This window comes from Mesorhizobium sp. WSM4819 (genome assembly GCF_055811215.1).
Genome location: NZ_JBVVQO010000017.1, coordinates 1 through 21137, shown reverse-complemented (window position 1 = coordinate 21137; position 21137 = coordinate 1). Strand labels below are relative to the sequence as shown.

The 21137-nt window shown below is 59.4% G+C and carries 14 protein-coding genes and 2 pseudogenes; 11 read left to right on the top strand and 5 right to left on the bottom strand.

Translation table 11 applies throughout. From position 1 onward, the window contains the following. Positions 1–269 precede the first annotated feature (269 nt). Together AC0L18_RS17005 and AC0L18_RS17000 are read left to right on the top strand one after the other, a co-directional pair. Positions 270–971 (top strand): annotated as a pseudogene (locus tag AC0L18_RS17005) (IS110 family RNA-guided transposase); the annotation flags it as partial. Between the two features lie 969 nt (positions 972–1940). Then, positions 1941–2249 (top strand): hypothetical protein, encoded by a 309-nt coding sequence (locus AC0L18_RS17000; RefSeq protein WP_473493396.1) that lies wholly within the window; start codon positions 1941–1943, stop codon positions 2247–2249. Positions 2250–2425: 176 nt separating this feature from the next. On the opposite strand, the gene AC0L18_RS16995 is transcribed toward AC0L18_RS17000, so the two are convergent. Continuing rightward, positions 2426–3922 (bottom strand): hypothetical protein, encoded by a 1497-nt coding sequence (locus AC0L18_RS16995; RefSeq protein WP_473493395.1) that lies wholly within the window; start codon positions 3920–3922, stop codon positions 2426–2428. Positions 3923–4672: 750 nt separating this feature from the next. Here AC0L18_RS16995 and AC0L18_RS16990 point away from each other — a divergent pair. The 4 genes and pseudogenes from AC0L18_RS16990 to AC0L18_RS16975 all read left to right on the top strand — a co-directional run bounded on the left by AC0L18_RS16990 (position 4673) and on the right by AC0L18_RS16975 (position 10625). Then, positions 4673–5556: pseudogene (locus tag AC0L18_RS16990) on the top strand (DUF4365 domain-containing protein). A gap of 150 nt (positions 5557–5706) precedes the next feature. After that, positions 5707–7038: a recombinase family protein gene (locus AC0L18_RS16985; RefSeq protein WP_473493394.1), complete on the top strand. Its 1332-nt coding sequence runs from the start codon at positions 5707–5709 to the stop codon at positions 7036–7038. Between the two features lie 207 nt (positions 7039–7245). After that, on the top strand, positions 7246–9282 hold the full coding sequence (locus AC0L18_RS16980) for a gluzincin family metallopeptidase (RefSeq protein WP_473493393.1): 2037 nt from the start codon (positions 7246–7248) through the stop codon (positions 9280–9282). Beyond that, positions 9264–10625 carry a ComEC/Rec2 family competence protein gene (locus AC0L18_RS16975; protein ID WP_473493392.1) on the top strand — a complete coding sequence of 454 codons (1362 nt, stop codon included), beginning with the start codon at positions 9264–9266 and terminating at the stop codon, positions 10623–10625. The genes AC0L18_RS16980 and AC0L18_RS16975 overlap by 19 nt, the downstream gene beginning before the upstream one ends. Before the next feature lie 39 nt (positions 10626–10664). Here AC0L18_RS16975 and AC0L18_RS16970 read toward each other — a convergent pair whose 3' ends face one another. Further along, positions 10665–12836 (bottom strand): patatin-like phospholipase family protein, encoded by a 2172-nt coding sequence (locus AC0L18_RS16970; protein ID WP_473493391.1) that lies wholly within the window; start codon positions 12834–12836, stop codon positions 10665–10667. Positions 12837–13599: 763 nt separating this feature from the next. Between AC0L18_RS16970 and AC0L18_RS16965 the strand changes: the two genes are divergently transcribed. The 3 genes from AC0L18_RS16965 to tnpC all read left to right on the top strand — a co-directional run bounded on the left by AC0L18_RS16965 (position 13600) and on the right by tnpC (position 15995). Next, positions 13600–13980 carry a transposase gene (locus tag AC0L18_RS16965; protein WP_473493390.1) on the top strand — a complete coding sequence of 127 codons (381 nt, stop codon included), beginning with the start codon at positions 13600–13602 and terminating at the stop codon, positions 13978–13980. A gap of 84 nt (positions 13981–14064) precedes the next feature. Further along, the gene (gene tnpB / locus AC0L18_RS16960; RefSeq protein ID WP_473493491.1) at positions 14065–14382 is read left to right on the top strand and encodes an IS66 family insertion sequence element accessory protein TnpB; all 318 of its coding nucleotides are present in this window, start codon (positions 14065–14067) and stop codon (positions 14380–14382) included. Positions 14383–14390: 8 nt separating this feature from the next. Beyond that, a complete protein-coding gene (gene tnpC, locus AC0L18_RS16955; protein ID WP_473493389.1) occupies positions 14391–15995 on the top strand; it encodes an IS66 family transposase in 1605 nt (534 codons plus the stop codon). Positions 15996–16113: 118 nt separating this feature from the next. Here tnpC and AC0L18_RS16950 read toward each other — a convergent pair whose 3' ends face one another. Then, positions 16114–17454, bottom strand: coding sequence for a hypothetical protein (locus AC0L18_RS16950; protein WP_473493388.1), 1341 nt, complete (start codon positions 17452–17454; stop codon positions 16114–16116). 1300 nt (positions 17455–18754) lie between these two features. After that, entirely contained in the window at positions 18755–18991 is a 237-nt protein-coding gene (locus AC0L18_RS16945) for a hypothetical protein (protein ID WP_473493387.1), read from the bottom strand. Positions 18992–19174: 183 nt separating this feature from the next. Between AC0L18_RS16945 and AC0L18_RS16940 the strand changes: the two genes are divergently transcribed. Both AC0L18_RS16940 and AC0L18_RS16935 read left to right on the top strand, forming a co-directional pair. After that, the gene (locus AC0L18_RS16940) at positions 19175–19375 is read left to right on the top strand and encodes a hypothetical protein (RefSeq protein WP_473493386.1); all 201 of its coding nucleotides are present in this window, start codon (positions 19175–19177) and stop codon (positions 19373–19375) included. Between the two features lie 9 nt (positions 19376–19384). Beyond that, positions 19385–19960, top strand: a complete 576-nt coding sequence (locus AC0L18_RS16935) for a Fic/DOC family protein (RefSeq protein ID WP_473493385.1) — start codon at positions 19385–19387, stop codon at positions 19958–19960. A gap of 86 nt (positions 19961–20046) precedes the next feature. On the opposite strand, the gene AC0L18_RS16930 is transcribed toward AC0L18_RS16935, so the two are convergent. Next, on the bottom strand, positions 20047–20247 hold the full coding sequence (locus tag AC0L18_RS16930) for a hypothetical protein (protein ID WP_473493384.1): 201 nt from the start codon (positions 20245–20247) through the stop codon (positions 20047–20049). Positions 20248–21137: the final 890 nt, after the last annotated feature.

Below are 21137 nucleotides of genomic sequence, written 5' to 3'. Positions count from 1 at the left end.
CGTCTCAGGGAGAGTAGTCGATCCGCCACCGGTCCGCGCTCCCCGCCACCAAATTTGTATCACCATTTTGGATGTTCCCGACCGAGACGGGTTAAATGGCCGATTTCAAAATCACCAAAAAATCTGAGAGGCGGACCTCGACCTGTGCGGAACCGCGAGGCCCCCGTTGGGGGTCTGGACCACCGCGTGGCTGCGCATGGGCGCACCTTTGGCCGCACGGTGCCGCTGTCCTGTCCGTCCTGTCCGTCCCACCGATCACTTATGCGCACCGGCGCAATCTGAAGGCCAAGTTCCTCGACTTGGAGAACGCCATACGCCATTCGCTGAAGGCGTTCGGCATCCGCCTTGGCAAGGTCGGCCGAGGAGCCTTCGATCAGGCGGTGCGCGCTGCGGTATCGGAAGACCCACTGTCGTCCGAGCTGATGGACGCCATGCTGTCGGCGCGCGCAGCGCTGTGGAGGCAGTATTGCCGCCTGCACGATCTCGTCGTCAAAATGGTGGCACGCAGCGAACTGTGCCGACGCTTCATGGCAATCCCCGGCGTCGGTCCGGTGACGGCGCTCTCGTTCATGACGGCGATCGATGATCCGTCGCGCTTCCGTCACTCACGCGGTGTCGCGGCCTACTTCGGGCGGACCTCGCGGCGCTGGCAGTCGGGCACCTCGATCGACGTTCAGGCTCGCATATCAAAAGCCGGCGATGCTGATGTACGACGCTCGCTTTACGAGGCGGCGTCGGGGTTGATGACGCGCTTCAAGGGCTCCGACAAGGTCAAGAGCTGGGGCCAGGCGATCGCCAAACGTTCCTGCCACCGCAAGGCCTGTGTCGCCGTGGCGCGCAAGCTGGCAGTGATCATGCACGCGATGTGGAGCGATGGCACGTTCTATGTCGGCGATCCGGCGGCAAGCCAGGCGGGTGCCGGCCGGCGTACCCATGACAAGGCCCGCAAGCTGCTCGGAGCGCATCGATGAGAAGAAGACCGACAGTTGAAACGCATGGCGCCGGCACGCTGACAGGCGCCATCTGACACAAAAGATCCGCTCCGGCGGATGAGGACCGATGCAGACCAGGAACGACGGAACGCACGTTATCTTGCCTGCGGCCGCGCCGATCGCGAGACGGCCGGACCGCGCCGGATTGCCTGTGGCGCTGCTCCGTCACTCCGATGGAAAAGTGCGCCACGACGGTTCCCGTGCTGCAAATAAGCAGCGCTGCTACCCCGTCGCAGAGCGCGGAAGACTGCACGGCGCATCGGAACTCGACGCAAGAGTACGGAATCGTAGCATCGAGTATAGAATATTGTATTATCGTAGACTTGAGGAGCAGCGACGACGGAAATCAAGTCTATCAAAATACGACCGATTAAGATGGCAGGATAAAAGGGGCCACGTTTCGCTGCGGTTGGGGCTTTGTTTTTCAATGGGTTACATGGTGATTTCGCAATGTGTGCATAACGACTGCACATTGCGAGTATCTCATTTTCGCAGCGATTTCCGCAGCTTGACGCAGTGTGCGGCGGCTCGGCCGACCGTTGAGGAGACTTGGGCCGGGAAGGAGGCGCAGTCAGAGACGGAAGCGAGACGCTCGACAGAAACCCCAGTTCTCGGAGGGCGCACGGGTCCCTTCGGTGGCCTCTGGTCGGCACGGCTGCCTGTCAGTCGTTGTTGCGGCTCGGCGAGAGCCGACATCGCCAGCGTCGGCCGTAGGATGGCGGCCGAGCGCAGGCTTGTCAGCCAGCCGCCCAGCCTGTCGGCTGCCATGGGACCTTCCATCCTGACACGAATGCGCAAACCGTCGTGTTACGGTTCGATCGTGCTACGTCACCAGTTCGATAGCCCTCGAAGCAAATGGGAGAGTTCGCCACGTCCAGGATCAACCGCCGCGCCTTGCTTTTCCACTCCTGCAGCGCAGTCGTCGCCTCGACGGGTCCGGCGACTGCGATGGGCACAGAGCCGCCGGGCCAGGCCCTATTACCATCCAATGAACTGCGAACGCTGATCGACGTGCACAAGAGAGCATACTCGTCCTTCGGCGAAGCCTTGCACAAAGTGGGCGGTGGCAGAAATCAGTCCGCCGGAGCCAGCCGGGAGGAGGAGAAGGCGCTGCTCGCCATCTGCAGCTATGCTGCGGTTGGCGAAGCGGATCGCCTGGCCAAGGCCCGATATCTTTTAGAGATCGAGGCGCGCGGTGAACTCGACCTCGCAGAGCATATGCAGGCTGTTCTCCAATCGACGGTGTGGAAGCGATGATACGACTGGCATGCGGGCGGTCGGCTGCTGAATGGCAAACTATGCGCCTCATTTCAGACGTTGAGCCGAAATCTTGTCAACTGAAAGCCGGGCGGCGAGACCAGCAAGGGGAGCGGCTGGGAAAAGTGGCGGCGAAAGTCGACGCCGAACAAGTTCGCTAAATACCGGGTGACTGGCTAGTTCGACAGCGGGTGCTTGAAGAAGTGCTGGTCTATGGCGTCGGTGATGGTTTTCTCTTTCAGTCCCGTGCCTACCCCTCGAACAGCTTTGCCATTCTTCCAGTCGATGCGGACGTTGGTGCGTCTGGCTTTCTCATACGCCAGCATAACTAGTGCGTCGGCATCAAATTCCCCTGAAGTCCATACCTCGCAACGGATTTCAGCTTCCCGCAAAAACGTATTCGCCCGCACATACTCCACAAAGGTCGGAATTCGCCTCAGCCATTCCTCTATCTCCGCTTGTGTGACCACGTGGCCAGGCTCACCAGCTTTGCATTCGTAAAGCACGCACTCGGCTTTGCCGCGCACGCACATAATGTCGATGTCGTAGAACTTACCCACCTTCGGGTCGTAAGCCTTCTTTCCCAAGTCGATTGAATTGCCGTCGTTGCGAATGAGATAGGCGCACACCAGCTCGAACAGAACGCCGCGAAGGTTCCCTGCGCGCCCGGCAATGTCTTTGAGGCTGCTCAAGAGAGTTATTAGCCTGCTCGGGTTTTTTGAGACGATTGCGGCGGCGTTCTGCAGCGTCTCTACCAGGCTGGTGAACGCGGACCCGGCGTAGCTTCCGAACAGCGATTCCGGCGTTGCCATCATCAGCCCGTTTCGATGGCCGAGCGTGTATGCCTTGCCCGTGAAGCCATCGGCCACGATAATAGGGAGTACCGAGCCTATTCGTGTTGCTAGGAGACCTCTCGCCTTCCGGATGAAATAGCGGATTTGGTACTCATCGAGAACCGTCCCCACGAACACATCGGCCACAGTGAAACCTTGCTGGTCCTTCCCCACGTTCGACTTTTTCAACGGCAGGAGGTAGCTCGGGCCAGTCAAGTCCCACTTGTATGGGCCAACCGTCCTCGGATGTTCATCGCCTCGAATGGCGATTGAATTGTAGCTGGCAACTCCGAGACGCCGTGCCCACTCCCGAATTCCATCCAGCAGGACACCTTCGGCCATCTGGCGCACATTGTACAGCGTGGGACCGTGGGAGCTCAGCGCTGGGATGCGGAGTGCGATGACACTGCCATAGTTTTGAATGTCGATAGTATGCGTCATCCCGGCGTCCTGAAGACGCTGCGCAACTTTCGCGGCCGGCACTTGCTTCTTCTGCAGGATTGGGGCGCCACTGATTACAGAGAACTCATCGACGGACACGATGCCCCCGCGTGCAGCCAATCCATCGATAGCCGCGCCATAAACTGACTCTGTTTCTCTTAGGTCGCGGTGGAAGTTGTGCCAGAACCGTTCGGTCTGCCTATCCTTGACGTGGTAGACGAAGGCTTCCTGTTTGGGCAGGAGCGGAATCGGGAAGGAATAGATGGGCGGTTTGCTACGGGAGAGGCGCTTGCGAGCTGCTTCAGCTGACAGGCCGTGCTCGGAGATAAGCAGCTCGGCCAGACGCGAGGAGCGGCTCGGGCCGTGCAGGTCTATAAGCGACGTTAGGGGGTCGGGCATGACCTGTCACACTGCGCAATTTATTAAAAGAACTACCTATTGCGGGTCTGTTTTTCGATTTCTCGTCAATGCCATTATAAAAAACAATAACTTAGCAGGCGTTTTGACGCGCTGTCAATTTCTTGCTTGTCCTCTGGCCCAATGACATACCCCATGTGGCTGCCATTCGGAAGTACTTGGCCGGTCGGTCGGCCCTTGCCGTGTCCTCATCGGTAGCGGAGCGCACTTTCGGTATCTCCGTCGGTTGTGGGAGGCGCGGTGCCAAGCCGTCCAACCGACAAACCGGCATGCTGCAGGTGCGGCGCAACACCTCATGTTGGGCAGTTGTATTCCTGCTTCCATCTTCTCAATCGCCGTCGGTCCACGCGCGGTGGTCACCTTATGAGGGTCGTTCATGTGGGCTCCGCCGTAGAGCTGCGCCTGCGTCACATGGAAACCCTGGGCTTGGAGACGAAACGGATGATGGTGAAAGGGCGCTCTTTGGAGCGCCTGTTTTAGTTTCCCAAGTGAATTGCGTTTTCGAACGCGTGCAAGCAATCTCCTCCCGCTATGGTCACGGTGCATCTGATTCCCGAAGGTAACCGCGAAACGTACGAGGTCCACGAGTGGCGCAACGCCGCTGGCGTGATTTCGACCGCGCATCCGAACGAGTGGGCAGATATTATTGGGGTGCCTGACGATAGCTACAAGCCGACGTGGGCGACCTACGCGAACCACAGCGCTTCGCGGTTGCATGCTGCGGAGTAGCCAATGGCGAGCGTCGTCGGTTCCGCCCTAACGGAGCGAGAAGGCGTTATCGCCGCCGATACCATCTTTACGAAGCAATTCCGCTGGCTCTTTCGAGAGCAAAAGGTTCTGGATTTCGGGGTCGATGCCGAAGTCGAGATTACTGAAAACGATATGCCTACGGGCAAACTTATCGCGCTCCAAATCAAGAGCGGCACCTCGTTCTTTAAGCGGGAAACTCGTGAAGGGTACGTATTTTACGGAGAAACGCGCCACTAAAATATTGGACGAACCACGTCCTACCCATGTTTCTTATTCTCCATAACCCGGAAACCGACGTTACCCTTTACCAGCGAATTGAAGAGCGCCTTTGCAGGGTAACGGCTAGAGGGTGGAGCATTGTCGTTCCCCGCGAAAACGTGCTCGATGCCAGCGCCGCAGGCGACCTTGCATCTGGTCCCGACCTGGACGAAGAAGGCCAACTGCGTCTCCGCTTTAGCCTGGACGCTCCTCTGATGGAGCGCTTTGTCGACGCCGACGCCAAGATGATTTGGGAATACTGGTTCAATAAAAGCCTGAGCCTCCGCAACGCCCGCTTCATATTTGAGGGCGAAGCGCCGATAGAAGTGGGCGGTTGGTATCCCACTAGCGATATCGGTCTCGCCATGCAGAATCTCTTCCCATGGCTCACCTATGAGTACGAGGACGATTCCACCAAATGGGATATCGCTGGCGAAGCTGACATCTTTACCCTCCTGGTATCTTTGAGGCCGGAAGCTAAAGCCTATCTGGAAGCCGAGAGGTTCTTTCGAGAGGGCCTCACCGAGGAACCGCCTGACCAGCCGGTCCGCGACGATGACCAGGATGAGGACGGTTGGTATTATCGCATCCGCGACGACGACGACTGACTAGCCCTTTTGCGCCTGCTCCCAAAATTTGCGCATGACGTCGTCGGCGGTCGGCGGAAGTTCTAATCGGCTTTTGACCGTGGCTTTCTTCACAAGGACTTCCATTTGAGGCCTGTCGGCTCTCGGTGTGCCTTCCCAATACGTGTCATCTTGGTCGAGAAGACCGATCGCCTCTACCGCAACCTCAAGGATTGGGTGACGCTCGACGAGTTGGATGTCGAGATCCACCTTGCCAAGGAAGGCGTCGTGCTGTCGAACGACTCACGCTCCTCGGAAAAGTTCATGCACGGCATCAAGGTGCTGATGGCCAAGAACTACATCGACAACCTTTCCGAGGAAGCGCGTAAGGGGCAGATGGAGAAGGCCGAGCAGGGGCTCTGGCCGTCCAAGGCACCGCTGGGCTACCTAAACGTGACGGGCAAGGACGGCAGGAAGGTCATCGAGCCGGACCCGGCCTTGGCTCCCGTCGTCACGAAGCTGTTCGAGCGTTACGCCACCGGCCAATATTCGCTCAAGGCGCTTACGAAAGCGGCCCATGGTGAAGGACTGATCTACCCCAAGAGCGGCAACCCGGCCCCGGTGAGGACCGTGCATTCGATGCTGCGCAAACGGCTCTACACCGGAATGTTTCAGTGGAATGGCAAGATGCATCAGGGCCAGCACGAGCCGCTGGTATCGATCGAGCTGTGGGAGCGTGTCCAAGGCGTTCTGACCGGCCGGAACGCGACCCCGATCCATTCCTTTGGCTATGAATTTGCGTTCACGGGGCTCATGACCTGCATCGAGTGCAACTGCGCGGTCGTGGCCGAGGTCAAGAGAGGGAAATATGTCTACTACCACTGTACCGGGCATGCCGACAAAGGGCGTGGCGGCTATGCAGACTGTCGGCGCAAATATGTGCGGGAGGAGGTACTGGACAAGACGTTTGCCGCTTTGCTCGACAGGCTTCATTTCGATGAGGAAGTGCTGACTTGGATGCGCGACGCGCTAAAGGCAAGCCATGCTGATGAGCGGCGTGAGCAGGAACAGGCCATCGAACGCTGCCAGACGCAGTACAAACGCGTCGAAGACCGCTTGCAGGCTATGTATCTGGATAAGCTCGACGGACGTATCGACAATGCTTTCTATGACCGCATGTCGGCGCAATGGCGAGTGGAACAGACGCGACTGCTACGCGAGATCGAGCGGCACAGCGAGGCGCAAGAATCATACATGGAGGACGGCCTGCGGCTCCTGGAGCTGGCCCGGGATGCCAGCCGACTATTTGCGAAACAGGCCGCAAACGAGAAAAAACGGCTCCTGAATCTAGTGCTGTCGAACTGCGAATGGGATCGCGGCGAAGTTCGCGCAAACTTCAGGCAACCTTTTGACTTACTTGCAGAATCAGCGGCTGCAGCGGCGTTGAGCGATGCCACCGGGGCGAAATTGTCCACAGGGCATCCAGTTTGGCTGGGCTTCCTGGAAGCTTTTCGAACTTTCTGACTCGCGCCTCAGCCCGAATTGCGTGTGCTTATGGGTGATATTGGGATACGAGAATCGGTTTTGGGAAAGATTTGACGAGGCATCGACTCTCTGGCCCCCGTCCCACCGGGAAGTGAACGGCAGCACGATACCTCCGCCAGGTTCGTCATGCTGAACGGCGGCTATGCTGAAGGGTTTCGGGTGCCGCCAGGCGTACGAAAGCCTCTCATGCAGGAACCCGCGGGCAGCCGGGGCGGTGAGCTGCGGCAATTGTTCAGAAGCACGCTGGTTCCGACAAGCAATGCCGACTACATGTCGTGCTGTTGTCGCATCGTCGATATGCTACGTGTGGTATTGAACTTCAATTCTGAGTTTCGGAGTCTCGCCATGCCCGCCGGACCCAAAGCGACATCTCAGACCAAAGGGACGAGGACCGGGCTCTACGCCGCCCGGCGCTACCTGACGCGGGACGCGCAAAAGGAGCTGAAGCTCCGCATTCCGTTCGACGCCTACTTCCAGGATCCCACGGTCCGCGTGCGGAATCCGGTGCTCGAGTATGATGAGTCGTTCGAGGTCCCGTGGGAGCCCGGTATCGGGGATGGCCCCACCAGCGCCTACTTCGCCGTCGTCGACTACGACGCCTCCACCGAGATCCTCACACCGCCTGCCGAGTGGAATGCCGATAAGAATGCCTTCGTAGGCCCAGGCGGTGCGACGCTGGATCAGGCAAATGTCGACTCGCCGCAGTACCGGCAGGTCAATGTCTGGGCCACCCTGCAGAACGCTCTCGAGTTCTACGAGAACGGCTTCGGTCTCGGCAGGCCCATTCCGTTCGCCTTCGAGGGCAACCGGCTGATCGTCGTCCCCACGGCCGGCTATGGGGAGAACGCCTATTACGATCGCCAGAGCAAGTCGCTGCAGTTCTACTATTTCGACAGCGGCGAAAAGCGGATCTACACATGCCTCTCGGCCGATATCATCAACCATGAGTTTGGCCATGCCGTTCTCGACGGCCTTCGTCCTCTGCTTTCGGAATCGATCCGCGCCGAGACGGCCGCTTTCCACGAATTCGTCGGCGACCTTTCGGCAATCCTCATTGCCTTCCGAAACAACAAGCTTCGCCAGTGGCTGGCCGAAGCCACCGGCGGCAACCTGGACACCGACAGCGCCCTCTCGAGCCTCGCCGAAGAGTTCGGCAAGGCCGTCGCGGACCAGCCCTATCTGCGCAGCGCGTTGAACACGCTCCACTACGATAAGATTAAGGACGACCAGCGCCAGCACTACATGTCGCAAGTGCTGACTGGCGCCATGTTCGACATCGTCCGCAAACTGGCACCTCGATACAGGGACGGCGGTCGCTCAATCTTGCAGGCGTTCTGGTATACCGTTAGCAATATGCAGTGCATGGCGGTGCAGCCCCTCGACCTCCTGCCGCCGGTCGACGTGACCTTCGAGGACTACGCCATCGCGGTGCTGCGCAACGAGGAGATCGTCAACCCCACCGACTCCCGTGGCACGCGGCAGCTGATGATCGACGTCTTCCAGGAGCGCGGCATACTGAGCTCGGAAGTAGCTGAGCAATTCCGGCGGCCACACGACATTTTCCAGCGGCTGCGCACCGAGGTCTATCACGATCCTGCCGATATCGCCGGTTCCCGGTCCGCGGCCTACCGCTTCCTCGACGACAATCGCCGCAACCTGTTCATCCCCTACAGTGCCGATGTCGCGGTGCAGGGTCTGGCAAACGCTTCAAAATTTACTAGCGACGCGCGGCGGCAGCCGCAACAGGTGCTGCTGCAATACACTTGGCGCGAGCCCGTGCTGCTCGATGACGAACGCTTCGGGCGTTTCGCGGGCGAGACGACCAGCATGCTCTGCGGCGGCACCCTGGCGTTCGACATCGACGGCAATCTGCTCTCGTGGATGCGCAAGCCCGGCACCCAGACTTTGATCGGCGAGGACGAGGAAGACGGTGCGAATACGCCGGCCGAAGAACTGACGGCGGTGCAGACCGAGATACGGGCCGAAAGAAAGGCTGGTCGACGGCGCAAACAATCGTTCCTTGATGCGCTGGCCGCCCGCATAAAGACCGGCCGCATCGGCGAGATCGCCGGCGGCCAGCTCGGCATCCTCGAGAAGACCGTGGCGCCGCTGACCGCCGAGGCCGTAGACGGCATCCTGCGGTTCTCGCTTTCGCCGCATGTGGGCATCCACTCGGACGAGCACGAGAAAATGGGAGAGAGCCAATGGCAGATAAGCTCCTGATCCGTGCCTACAGCGTGCGTTGTGGTGATTGCATCTATGTCCGCATTCCCGACGCGCGGATAAAGGACGGCAACGTCGACGATTTCCACATTCTCATCGACTGCGGCACCAAGGCAGCCGGCGATGATTTCTTGAAGCCGGCGCTCGACCTGCTGAAGCCCGAGCTTCCGCTTGAAGACGGCAAACACCGTCTCGACCTCGTCGTCGTCAGCCACGGCCATGACGATCATATGAAGGGTTTCGACCCCGACTGGTTCGAAGACGTTGCGATCGAGAACCTGTGGTTGAGCGCGGCCATGAACCCCGAACACCCCCAGGCGGAGCTCGCCCACGCCTTTCACGACTTGGCAGACCGGGCGATGGTCAATGTCGCCGCGCGCGGCGTCGCCCTCAGCCCGGCCCTGCAGGACATCGTCGATCGCTACGGCATCAACCCCAAGGGCGCCATCAAGGCTCTCACCGAAACCCTGCCACAGCAGAACGGCATTGAACCCGTATATCTTCACACCGAAAGCACCGCCGCCGATCTCGAGCTTGAGACGCTGCAAGGCGACGTGGCGTTCCATGTCCTGGGGCCGGATATCAATATCGACTTCTACTATGGCGGCGACGAGTTGGCGGCCGACTTCCAGACATTCTCAAAGGCGGCAGCCGGCGTGATCGGCGCGCCCCAGTCGCCGAGCGCACGGCCCGAAAACATTAGCGCCCTCGACTTTCTCCGCCTCCAGTCGCGGATGATGTCCAATGCCTTTGCCTACTCCGAGGAAAACGACAGGCTGATCAACAACACCAGCATCATGCTGCTGATCGAGTGGCGCGGGCGCCGACTCCTGTTCGTGGGCGACGCCGAGTGGGACGATCGGTTCGAAGAAGGCACAAAGGCGAACGGCGCCTGGAACGTCGCCTGGAACAAGCAAAGGGCCAAGCTCGATGGGCGGCTGGACTTCCTGAAGGTCGGCCATCACGGCAGTACCAATTCCACGCCGTGGAACGAGGACGAGGACGGCACCCAGACCGAGTCGAGCACCATCCTGGACGCGATCCTGCCGCTTCCCGCCGGCAACATGCCGGCGTCCGGCCCTAAGGCCGTCGTCTCTACCGCCCGCACGCCCTACAAACCCATTCCGAGCTCCGCCCTGATGGTGGAACTCGGCAAGCGCGTCGCCAACACCGAAACCTATGGTCCACTTCTCACGCCCGCACAGATCGCGGGGCTGCCCAACTACGCCGGCCACGAGAAGGCGCTGCTCGGCCAGCCGCAGCCACAGCGCACCGACATGGAGGCCCTGGTCACGGGCACGCCCTACGTGGACATCGAGATCAAACCAGTTGCAGGGCACTAGAGCGCGGTCGTGGGCAGTCGCTCGCCCAAGCGTCGAGGGCTACTCGGCTTGGGTCAGTTCCACAAACGACGTCAGCAACTCGCCAATCTGACAGGCGGCGTAGCCATTTCGACGGGTGGACGCGTCTCTGGCGCAGGTCTCCGGCGTAAGAGGGTCCAACTGAGTATGCAGGTCGTCGATCGCCCGTTGAGAAAGAAGCCAGGCTAACGGGATTGTCACGCCGCGATCGCGCATTTGGATGCTGTAGTACCTATCGAGAGTGCTCGGCTGGTTGGCAATCGCCTCTTCAGCCATCGCGATCAATTCTTCGTCCGTCTTACCTCGTGGATCGAGCGTCACGCGCATCTCGGAAGTGGCCAAGACCAAATCTTCGAGCTCACTCAAGCCATAGTCCACTCGCGCGCTACGTACTCGGTCCACCGCCTCAAGGGCGATGCTTGCTTCGGCAAGAACGCTCGAGTAGCCGCCTGAATCTTTGGGTTCCGAGCACGGTGTTTCGTCGGCGCTCGCCTGAGCAGCGTCGCAGAGAGGTTCGTTACCGACATGCACCACCAGGATAGAAAACTTCGGTGCATCGGCTCCTCTGTCCTCCCGGTATTTATCGAGCTCCCGGTAGACTCCCATAAGTGTCGGCGCCCCCGAGTTATCGAAATAGCCCCCGTCAACGTATTGGTCTTTGATCCCCTTGAAGTCTGGGTCCTCGACCCAAACCTCACCTTCTTGTTCCACGGTAAGGGATGTGAATGACCCCGGCGGCGAAATGAACGGAAACCGCGCACTTGTACCCGCCGCCGCGCTGAGTGGCGGGCCATTGAGATAGTCCACGGCATGCCAGTCGTCCCCGCCGCCTTTCGCGTCAGTTCTGAGATAGATCGGGCTCATGCTGACCCGCCGACCGTCGCGAACTCTCGTCGAATTCAGGATGAGGTACGGAACGCTAGCGGCCTCTTCAGTCGGGACGAGGCCATAAAGCGGATTAGACAGGACGTCCTCCCCGAAAACACGTGCAAAGGAACGCTCCAAGCTCCACTCGAGCCCAAGTTGACGATCGAAAGCTGGAACGGGGACAGGCCAGAATTGCTGGAAGATCTCAGTAAAAAAGTAGCGACTGAGCAACGGTGAAAGGTGGTCGTCAGCCAACACCTCCATTGCAGCATCCTGATACGTCGAGGAACTCACGTCCTCTAGATCGCATCGGCTCGCCTCGGTTTCGGGCGGCTTGGCTTTCATTGCTGCCGCATAGATAGCGGCACCGATCGAGCCACCAGAAACCCCGCTAACTACGAATATGTGGTGGGCCAGCCGCGGGCATCTGTCGACAAGCCGAGAAAGGACCGTGGCCGTGAACACTGCGGCCCTGATGCCTCCACCTTCAGCGGCAACCAAGATCACCGGATAGGTATCAAAGTCGGCGCGGTCGGGTCGGGAGGCGAGCCAACTGCCGAAAGCATTCTCGAGTTCTATCGATGGAGTAAAATGTCCGATCCGGCGGATCTGGTGATTGTCGTTCACGTTCAGCGCGATTAGGCCGACCGCCAGCACGACCAGAAACCCAACGGCAGGTAGCCTGGTACGCCGGCCGAAACGCACCAGCCACGATGTAACGATCGTCCAAAAGCAGCAGGCCAAGAGGAGTATGTTGAGGGGACCGAGTGCCTGTGAGATCGAAATCATGCTGATGGGAAGACCAAAGGTTTCATCCCTTGTCGAAGCCGCGAATGCGCTCAGCAGCAGAATGGGCAACAGGTAAGCCAAGAGCACCGTCGGCAGGCGGTGTCCGCGTCGCGTCGTGGACGAGTGCGCCGATAGGCGCGAGTCGAGCGCAGCCCTTCGCGCCGAATGAACGTACGCGATGATCAGGACGCTCAGTAGGGCAAGAAGCCCGTAGCTCGCCGGTGCCAATTCGTCCCTGAGGCGAACCAACAAGACCGCCAGAAGGATCAGCGCAAGGCTTCCAACGATCCCGCTGATCCAAACGCGATAGCTAAACGGAACCGTCGATCGTGAAATCAAGACAGCGGATTGACGGCGCAATATGGCTGAGAGTGCTGCGGCCGACAGAAACGTGATCGCGAACTTGGTCCATTGAATATCGACCGCCTCGCTGTGACGGACGTAGCCAAGCATCGCTTCGACCACCTGATCTGACGCCGTTCCCGGAAACAAGAAGCACGCGAGCAGGAGGATCGCCGTAATGCTGACTGGCCACATGCTGAGCAGTGCGATGGGGATGGGTTGAAGCGCTCTCCGCACCCTCCAACGCCATAGACGCAAGCGGGCGTATGCGTAGGTTGCTTCGGGCATCTCAGCTCCGTTCTTCCGTCGGCAGTATCGGCGACTAAACTGGCAACCACACAGTAGTCAGGCGGACGGTGCCGTCTAGATGCTCCATCGACACTAAGCCGTCTGAGCACGAACCTTTCCAGTGGAGGTTACCCGCGCAAATCACGACTTGCGTAATTAGATCAACGCTTTGCCGTTTGTGGACGGCCACGGCTACTCCAGGTCGACTTCCACCCAAAGGCTCTGTTTGTGGCGGATGCCCTTGATCGAACCCGAGGGCTGTAGCGCGGCAGCGCCCAATCGCTGAGTCCTTGACCTGTACTGCCTTCAGCGCACGCTCGGTAGCGATGGAATAGTCCTCGGCGACTTCGAGGTGGAGAACTTCGTGGTCTGCGAGTTCGATCAGCGCAACGGCGCCTGCGTAGATCTGATAGATGTAGCCGCGCAGCGAAGCGGTCGCCTGACGTGCACGATCGCTCCTGGTCGTGCTGCAAGCGAGGGGCCCGCTCTAAATAACTGTGAATCAGACATGCCGAAGCCTACTACGATCACCGTACTAGCAATGGATCAGCGGACGTTCGTAAGCGTGAAGCTCACCCCATCTGGCGCGACTTGAGGTGATGAGCGAGAGATAGTGACACTGAAGCAAGGAGCCGAGGAGCTTGCAGTGTCAATTTCTATGTCTGCGCCTATGCCTGATGATAGAAGTTTCCATGTTCTTGAGGCAGTCCCGAACCGGCTGGAGGCAAGCCCGCAGCGTCCGCGGCGGCGCTGGTCGGCGGAAGCGAAGTCGCGGCTGATCGAGGCGACACTGAAGCCTGGCGCGAATGTATCGGCCATTGCCAGACAAGCGGGGATGGCGCCCGCCCAGCTGTTCGGCTGGCGGAGCAAGGCGATCAAGAGCGGTGCGGTCACACGGCAGCGAGATGCGGATCGGCTTGGCTTTGTCGAGGTCACCCAAGCGGCGTCTTCGACAGTGGAGATCTGCTTGGGCGATGTGGTCATTCGGGCCAGCGCCGACGTCGGCCAGGATCATTTGGCCAGGATTATCCGGGCGGTCCGCCAGGCATGATCCCGGCCGGCGTGAAGGTGTTGGTAGCCAGCCATCCCGTTGATTTTAGAAAAGGTCCCGACGGCCTTCTGGCACTGGTGCGCGATGCCGGCTCGGATCCGTTCAACGGCGCGCTTTATGTCTTCCGCCAAAAGAGCGGACAGGATCAAGATCGTCTGGTGGGACGGCAGCGGCGTGTGTCTTTATGCCAAGCGACTTGACGACGCGAAGTTCTGCTGGCCGCGGATCGGCCACCACCGGGTCCAGCTCAATCATGCTCAGCTCATAGCTTTGGTCGACGGAATGGACTGGAAACGGGTTCGGACGGAGACCGTCAGGCGGCCGCAATCGGAGGTAAAACCCTGCGGCATGATGAATCAGGGGGCTGAAAAAGCGGGAAAACTGGCCGCGAATATGCTCTGATTTTGGCCATGTCGGCACCCGAATTCGCGCTCCCGGACGACGTTGACGCGCTCAAGGCGATGGTTATTGCCATGGCCGAGAAAGCCGCCGGTCTGGAGGAGCGCAATGCCGATCTCGAAGCCCACAACACGCATCTCGAGTTGGTCAACAAGAGCGCCGAGGAGCGGATCGCACGACTGACGGCGGTCGTGAAGATGCTGGAGCGGTCGCGCTTCGGTAGCCGCTGCGAAAGGTTACGGACCGGTGCGCTGAGCGAAGAGCAGTACGCACTCGTCTTCGACGAAATCGAAACCGGCGTGGCAGCCATCGAAGCGCAGATGGAAAAGGCTGCGGGTGGGTTGAAAGCGAAGCGCGCGCCGCGCCCGCGCAAAGGCTTTGCGGCCCATCTCGAACGGGTCGAGGTGGTGATCGAGCCCGAAACGCCAGCCGGCTGCGCGGGATTGGAAAGAATCCTGATCGGTGAGGACGTCTCCGAACGGCTCGATGTCACTCCGGCGAAGTTCCGGGTGATCGTCACCCGCCGCCCCAAATATGCCTACAAGGGCTGGGACGGCGTCATCCAGGCAGCTGCACCCGCCCGCATCATCGAAAGCGGCATTCCGACCGAAGCGCTGTTGGCGCAGATCGCGGTGTCGAAATACGCTGACGGCCTGCCGCTCTACCGGCAGGAAGCGATCTATGCCCGCGACCGGGTCGAGATCGACCGGTCGCAGATGGCGCAATGGATGGGCAAGGTCGGCTTCGAGCTTGAGCCGATCGCCGATTACGCACTGGCCCGCATCAAGCAGGGCGAGCGCATCTTTGCCGATGAGACCACGCTGCCAACGCTGGCGCCGGGATCGGGCAAGGCCAAGACAGCCTATTTGTGGACTTATGTCCGCGACGACCGGCCGTTCGGGGGCAGCGGACCGCCCATCGTCGCCTACCGCTTCGAGGACAGTCGCGCCGGCGAATGCGTCGCCCGCCATCTGGAAGGCTATTGCGGCATCCTGCAGGTTGATGGCTATGCCGCCTATAACCGGCTGGCCAAGCCCGATCGGGCCAACGACGGCGTGACGCTAGCCGGATGTTGGAGCCACGTGCGGAGGAAGTTCTACGAACTGCATGTCGCGGGCTCGTCCGTCGTCGCCTCGCAAACGGTGGCGCAGATGGCTCCGCTCTGGGCGACTGAGGAAACCGTCCGCGGCCACGACCCCGCAGCCCGGGTGACGGCGCGTCAGGAGAAAACCGCCGCCATCGTCGCCGCTCTCTTTGCGCTGTGGGAAAAGGAGCTGCCGAAGCTGTCGGGAAAATCGAAGCCCGCCGAGGCGATCCGCTATGCGCTCGGCCGCCGCACTGCGCTCGAGTGCTTCCTCGCCGACGGCCGCATCGAGCTGGACTCCAACACGGTCGAACGTGCGATCAGGCCTCAAACAATTACGAGAAAGAACTCGTTGTTCGCCGGCAGTGACGGTGGTGGACGGACATGGGCAACCATAGCCACGCTTCTGGCCACCGCCAAAATGAACAATGTCGATCCGCATGCCTGGCTCACCCAAACCCTCGAGCGCATCGCCAATGGCTGGCCAAACAGCTACATCGAGGCGCTCATGCCCTGGAACTACCAGCGCTAAACGGCATCAGCTACGCGCTTTCGGACGTTCCATTCCTCAAGACGCACGTTCGTGCCTCCTCCGGCAACGCACGCGCATAGCGCCCTCGAATTTGATGGTTATCGGCAGTGGATTTAAACTAGCGGACCGGAGTATTGACCAGACTATCAAAGTCAATCGACTGCAGTTGTTCGAAGGCGTCCGCTGCTGCGTCAGGCGCCAGGGCTGGTCCACCGGAATTGAGCGGCGGCAAGCAAATTGCTGGGACGCCTTCGACATCGAACGGTGCGCGGCCGGCCTTCGCCTCGCTGCACATGTTCTCGAGCCCACGCTGCAGCTGCAGCGAATAGTCCACGGAAGCCGCGTCGACAATGACCGGCGTTCCGAAGAACTTGGTCTTGAGGTCGAAGACCTCGCCCGCCTTGACGTTTCGGAAGTAGTCGGTAAGCCGCTTAGGCACGTTGGTCACCGCACCCGCCGGCGGCACATTGCCGAAGTCGTCGCTGCGCGGGAATTGCGCACTACCGTGGCAAGACAGGCAAGAGCTCAGAAGGTTGTCTGCCGGTCCATTGGCGCGCCCACCCCAGCCCAGTTCTTCGCGTCCGGCCCATCCGAACAGGATGGATTGCAGCGTTGGGTCGGTCACGCTTTCGAGCAGCGGTTGCCCGGGCGCTGCGGCTGGATCGTTGCCCCAGGCCAGCCCCACGGGCCGCAGGCGACGCCATGGGTCAGGATCGGCGACGGCGTTGTTGTAGACGAAGGTGCCAAAGACCCAGCCGGTGGCGCTGTCCCGCGGGTCGCGCACCGCGATGTCGACCTGGAGCAGGCGCATCGACCGCTCGCTGCGGCCGTTCGGACCGTTGCCGCTACCGGTGTGGGTTTGCCAGCTGGGCGCGCCGGCGAGGTAGGGCAATTGTTGTTCGGTAGCCGATGTGAAGAGCAGTTTGAACGACACCGTTCCGACCGGAAACAGGATGTTGTCAATGACCGGATTGCAAGGATCGGCATAGACCTTGGCATAGGTCGTCGCGCCGAAACTGTTATAGTACCCCACCGCCCAGGTGAAAAAGGTCGTGCTGGTATTCTCTTTAAGCTGATTGGGCCGCGTCGGGCGTTCCTGCGTGAGCCCATGGAAGAACTCTCTTCCATCTTCTCCAACCTGCATCCAAAGGGCATGGTACCAGCCCCTGTCGGTGTTCTTAGTGACGTCGAAATCGACCGTATCGTTACCTTCGTAGGCGTAGTTAAGGACTGCCCAGAGGTACGCTTTCCAGTCTGCATGGTAGTCGATCGACAGGAAACCTGGCAGCGGCTCGCTCGTCGCCGCCGGATAGTCGAACTTTCCCTTGAAAGCCTCGGCCGCGGTGTGATTAGCAGGGATCGTATAGAACGTATTGTAGCTTGGAACAGTGCATGTTGCGGCCGCGGCTGCGGCCGTGGAGAGCAAAACCGCGAGAACAGCGAACACGCGCATCAGCATGACTGAATTCACCCCAAGTTCATGGAGACTAAGCGCACAAATATACCCTGGCAAGAGGCACGCTACTCGCCGTCACACTGCCGTCAACCGCCGCTAGTGGAAAGAGTTTACACCGGTCGCTTAGCCATGCGCGCGCTCCTGGATGGCGCGTCGTCAGTAGGAGGGCTCCGCCTCTATAGCGCTACGCGAACCGCGTTGCGTTTTATGATGACAAGATCCTGTCATTCGACGATAAGCGCGAGGACAGAAGGCCAGTACGCGCAACAACTACAACGCAATTATCGCGAACGCTACGCTCGAAGTTTGTTGTCGTTGACCTGACGACTATCGCCGCGTACGCGTAAACAGTGATCCGCAATTGCAAGCGAACCCTATCGACAGCACTGGACACGCAATCGCCGAAACACTGATTGGACAATTCGACGATCACTACGGCGACTAAGGACGAGGAATTAACGAGGACAAGTGCGCTAATAGTCAACGCGGCGTTGACTGTCCAAATTACAATCTGTATATCCGGAAACACGAAAGCGCCGAGGTTTGGACCCTCGACGCTCCCGTACAGTCTGCGAATATGAGGCCTTTAGACGTGTCGGCGTCTGGGTCTCGTTTGCGTTGCTGTGGACGCACCGCGAACGCTTCGGAAATAGCAGGCTTTTATTGAAAAGCCAACACATTCCGAAATTGTGTACAGCTTTCCCGCCCGCCATATTTTCCTCACCCAGCGCAGGAGGCGCTACCGTTTGCGGTAGTGGGCCTCCCATGCCAGCCCAATATCGGCGAATGTCCATTCACTTCGTCTGCCGTAAGCGGGGCTCTGGCGGGTAAAACATTCGTTCAAGCCGGTTTCCCTCGGGAATTTCATGGACCACGCCGTGGATTTTGGCTTGCCGCGTGCCGTTGGCTGAATCCGACGGATGAGCCCGCTGTCCGCTCAATGGTCATTCGGATTGGGAAGGGAAGCGGGGTCAGCCAGGTAGCCGCGAAGCTTTTGTAAAGTGGCGTCTTCTGGCGACTGGTGAAGGTCGGCGCGAAGTTCTTGAACGGCGAGGGCGCCCCTTGTCTGGCAGCTTCCGTCAGCATGTCGCGGCGGCTCAATTGGCTGACCGTCCCGGAAGACAGTCGCTGTAAAAGGTGGCATATCGATTTGGGTTGACCAAAGCCACAAGGCTGCTGCCAGCAAGGCCGTGATCACTGAGGCCGCTTGCAGAGCCGTCAACACTCAACTACCCATTTTGTAAGGACGCGCACCATTCGCCTCTCGGTTTTTTCCGTATCTATAAGCGCTTGGGATGGCCGTTCATAGAACCTTTGCCTCGCCGTCTTTCAAATGCACCAGTCTTGCCGCCTTGAGTACCTCTTCGCCGCTTGCGATTAAGCGAAGTCCTTGCTCCGGTAGAATATCTCCGGCCAGTTCCCTGGCTTCTTCAAGGGACTGTGCAACTGCGATTATTTGCATCCTGAGCATGCCATTCGGCATGTTCATGTCCTTGCGGCTGTGTTCAAAACGGAACCCAGTGTACGGTGCGTCTGTCATGCCACTCATACCCTTCTGTCATCTGACATTTATTTCGCCAAGCGAGCGGGTTCAAACCCGATCGAAGTGGTTATTTTCTCCAGGTTTATAGGCTTGTTTGCAAGTGCAGTAACGTTCCCTGTACAACTTGAAGGCCCCAAATTCACTTTGCCCCAGGATCGGCAGGTGTGGTAATATGGGTCCATGAAGAAGACCACCACCACCGTCCGGTCAACCAAAACAGGCCAGTTCATCCTCGGCAGCCGCAAGGGCGAGAAAATCAGCGCAGTCGAGGGCATGAAGCTATCGCCGCGCATGGGCGCAATACTGGGCGAAAGCCGCGAGCGCGGATTGAGTGGCGATGAGCGGCGCACGCTCGTCAAGAAGCAGATTGCCAAGAAGTAAGCATGCCCTGTGGTCTATGCCGCCGAAGCCGACCCGCTCTGCTATCCCGGCACGACAGTTCTCCGCAACAAGCTTGATGTCCATGACCAGGGCGAACTCGATGAAGCCGAGTTGGCCTTCTTCCTGATCCGAGCCGACGAGCCGATTCCGAGCGGTGCGCTCGATTATGCCCACTATCGAGCCATTCACCATCACCTGTTCCAGGATGTCTACGATTGGGCCGGCGAGGTGAGGGCGATCCGCATCGGCAAAGGCGGCAACTGGTTCTGTTACCCCGAATATATCGATGGGGAAATGAACCGGATTTTTAACGAACTCGCAGCGGCTAACTACTTGATGGGGCTGTCAGCGCAAGACTTTGCGACGCGTGCGGCCCACGCACTCGCGGAAATCAATGCCGTGCATCCGTTTCGGGAGGGGAATGGGCGAACCCAGCTCACGTTCCTGGCGATGCTCACCGAGCATGCCGGCTTCGCGTTTAACGACGACGTGCTGGACCGTGAGCGTGTGATGGACGCCACGATTGGCAGTTTTGCCGGCGACGAACGACCGCTGGCCGATCTTATCGCCGACATCGTTGCCTGAGGAACGGCCAGATAATTGGAACGCAGAGATCTTTACCCAAGATGCGCCGTAACCGCGTTTTCTTTTGGGGGCACTGGGTCTTATTTCTAAATGCCGAGAAGGGCGCCGAGCTTTTCAGTGACCGGGCGCATGGGGTTAACGCGTCCGAGATCATAGATCATGGTCGTTTCGAGATTTCCCTTGTGGTCGACGTAGTGTGATATGGCCTCATGCGACACCCGTTGACCCGCCAGCATCAGCGAGATCGCGATGCGCTTGAGGTCGTAGAGCTGGAAGTAGTCGGGCACACCCTCAGGGCTTTGAACCTGTCCAGCCCCTTGCGGAAGTTTCCGCGGGGCAGGGTGTTGTCCGTATGTGACGGGAACAGCAGCTTGCTATCAGGCCAGCGGAGGCGTTGGGCCTGCACCATCCCCGCAACCCTGGAATGGATCGGCACCGAACGGTAGGCGTACTCATAGCGAGCGCGACAGCTTGATACCTTTGGTGTTGTGCTTGTGCCAGACGAGCTTGTTTGCGACGGACTTGAACACGCCAGGAGCCGGACGAGAGTTTTGTGTAGGTGGCCATTTTTTCGTGTGCGCTCCGTGTGGACCGAGAGATCGAAACGTGGCGAAAAGGGTCGTATTCTGGCGTAAATTCGTGTGCACTCGGCAGGTTCTAACGATGATGTTAGAGAGAAAATGCTGAAATCAAGATCATAGAGTGGCCGTGGCGCCCATGATGGACTGGACGGATAGGAATTAGAAACAAGTGGTTAGAGGGTGACATGCACGCGCCGTGCACACGAAGTTTTCTCTTTTCTTATGTTCAGTTTGTTCGAGCTCCCGGCGTCGAGTCCTTCCTCACGGCGTAGGCTTGACCCTCATGTATGCCTCCCTCGATCATCGAACCGACCAACGGCGCGGTTGGCAACTTCGGCGGTAGGTGAGGGCAGAGCCACATCAGGGACCGAAAAAAACCGCCCTGGTCGTCGGCGACAATCTATCGTATCCGTGGACCGGATGCGACTGCTCGAAGCCCAGTTCGCCTCCGTCTCGGCAGTAGACTGTTCGAGCAATTGCCGCGTCATCCGATCGTGAGTGTTGCCTCGGCCATAAAGTGTCGACCGTGAACAATCTTGATCGCTAAGCGGCAAGCTGCTTCGGCCGGTTCAGGAACGCGGCGATCAAGAGCCACA

What these genes read in the sequence shown, in the direction of transcription:
- AC0L18_RS16995 (WP_473493395.1), bottom strand. Translation starts at nt 3,922, where the DNA reads ATGCCCGACCCCCTAACGTCGCTTATAGACCTGCACGGCCCGAGCCGC.
- AC0L18_RS16950 (WP_473493388.1), bottom strand. Translation starts at nt 17,454, where the DNA reads ATGCTGATGCGCGTGTTCGCTGTTCTCGCGGTTTTGCTCTCCACGGCC.
- AC0L18_RS17000 (WP_473493396.1), top strand. Translation starts at nt 1,941, where the DNA reads ATGGGCACAGAGCCGCCGGGCCAGGCCCTATTACCATCCAATGAACTG.
- AC0L18_RS16980 (WP_473493393.1), top strand. Translation starts at nt 7,246, where the DNA reads ATGCAGGAACCCGCGGGCAGCCGGGGCGGTGAGCTGCGGCAATTGTTC.
- AC0L18_RS16975 (WP_473493392.1), top strand. Translation starts at nt 9,264, where the DNA reads ATGGCAGATAAGCTCCTGATCCGTGCCTACAGCGTGCGTTGTGGTGAT.
- AC0L18_RS16940 (WP_473493386.1), top strand. Translation starts at nt 19,175, where the DNA reads ATGAAGAAGACCACCACCACCGTCCGGTCAACCAAAACAGGCCAGTTC.
- AC0L18_RS16970 (WP_473493391.1), bottom strand. Translation starts at nt 12,836, where the DNA reads ATGTGGCCAGTCAGCATTACGGCGATCCTCCTGCTCGCGTGCTTCTTG.
- tnpC (WP_473493389.1), top strand. Translation starts at nt 14,391, where the DNA reads ATGTCGGCACCCGAATTCGCGCTCCCGGACGACGTTGACGCGCTCAAG.
- AC0L18_RS16965 (WP_473493390.1), top strand. Translation starts at nt 13,600, where the DNA reads ATGCCTGATGATAGAAGTTTCCATGTTCTTGAGGCAGTCCCGAACCGG.
- AC0L18_RS16945 (WP_473493387.1), bottom strand. Translation starts at nt 18,991, where the DNA reads ATGACAGACGCACCGTACACTGGGTTCCGTTTTGAACACAGCCGCAAG.
- tnpB (WP_473493491.1), top strand. Translation starts at nt 14,065, where the DNA reads ATGCCGGCTCGGATCCGTTCAACGGCGCGCTTTATGTCTTCCGCCAAA.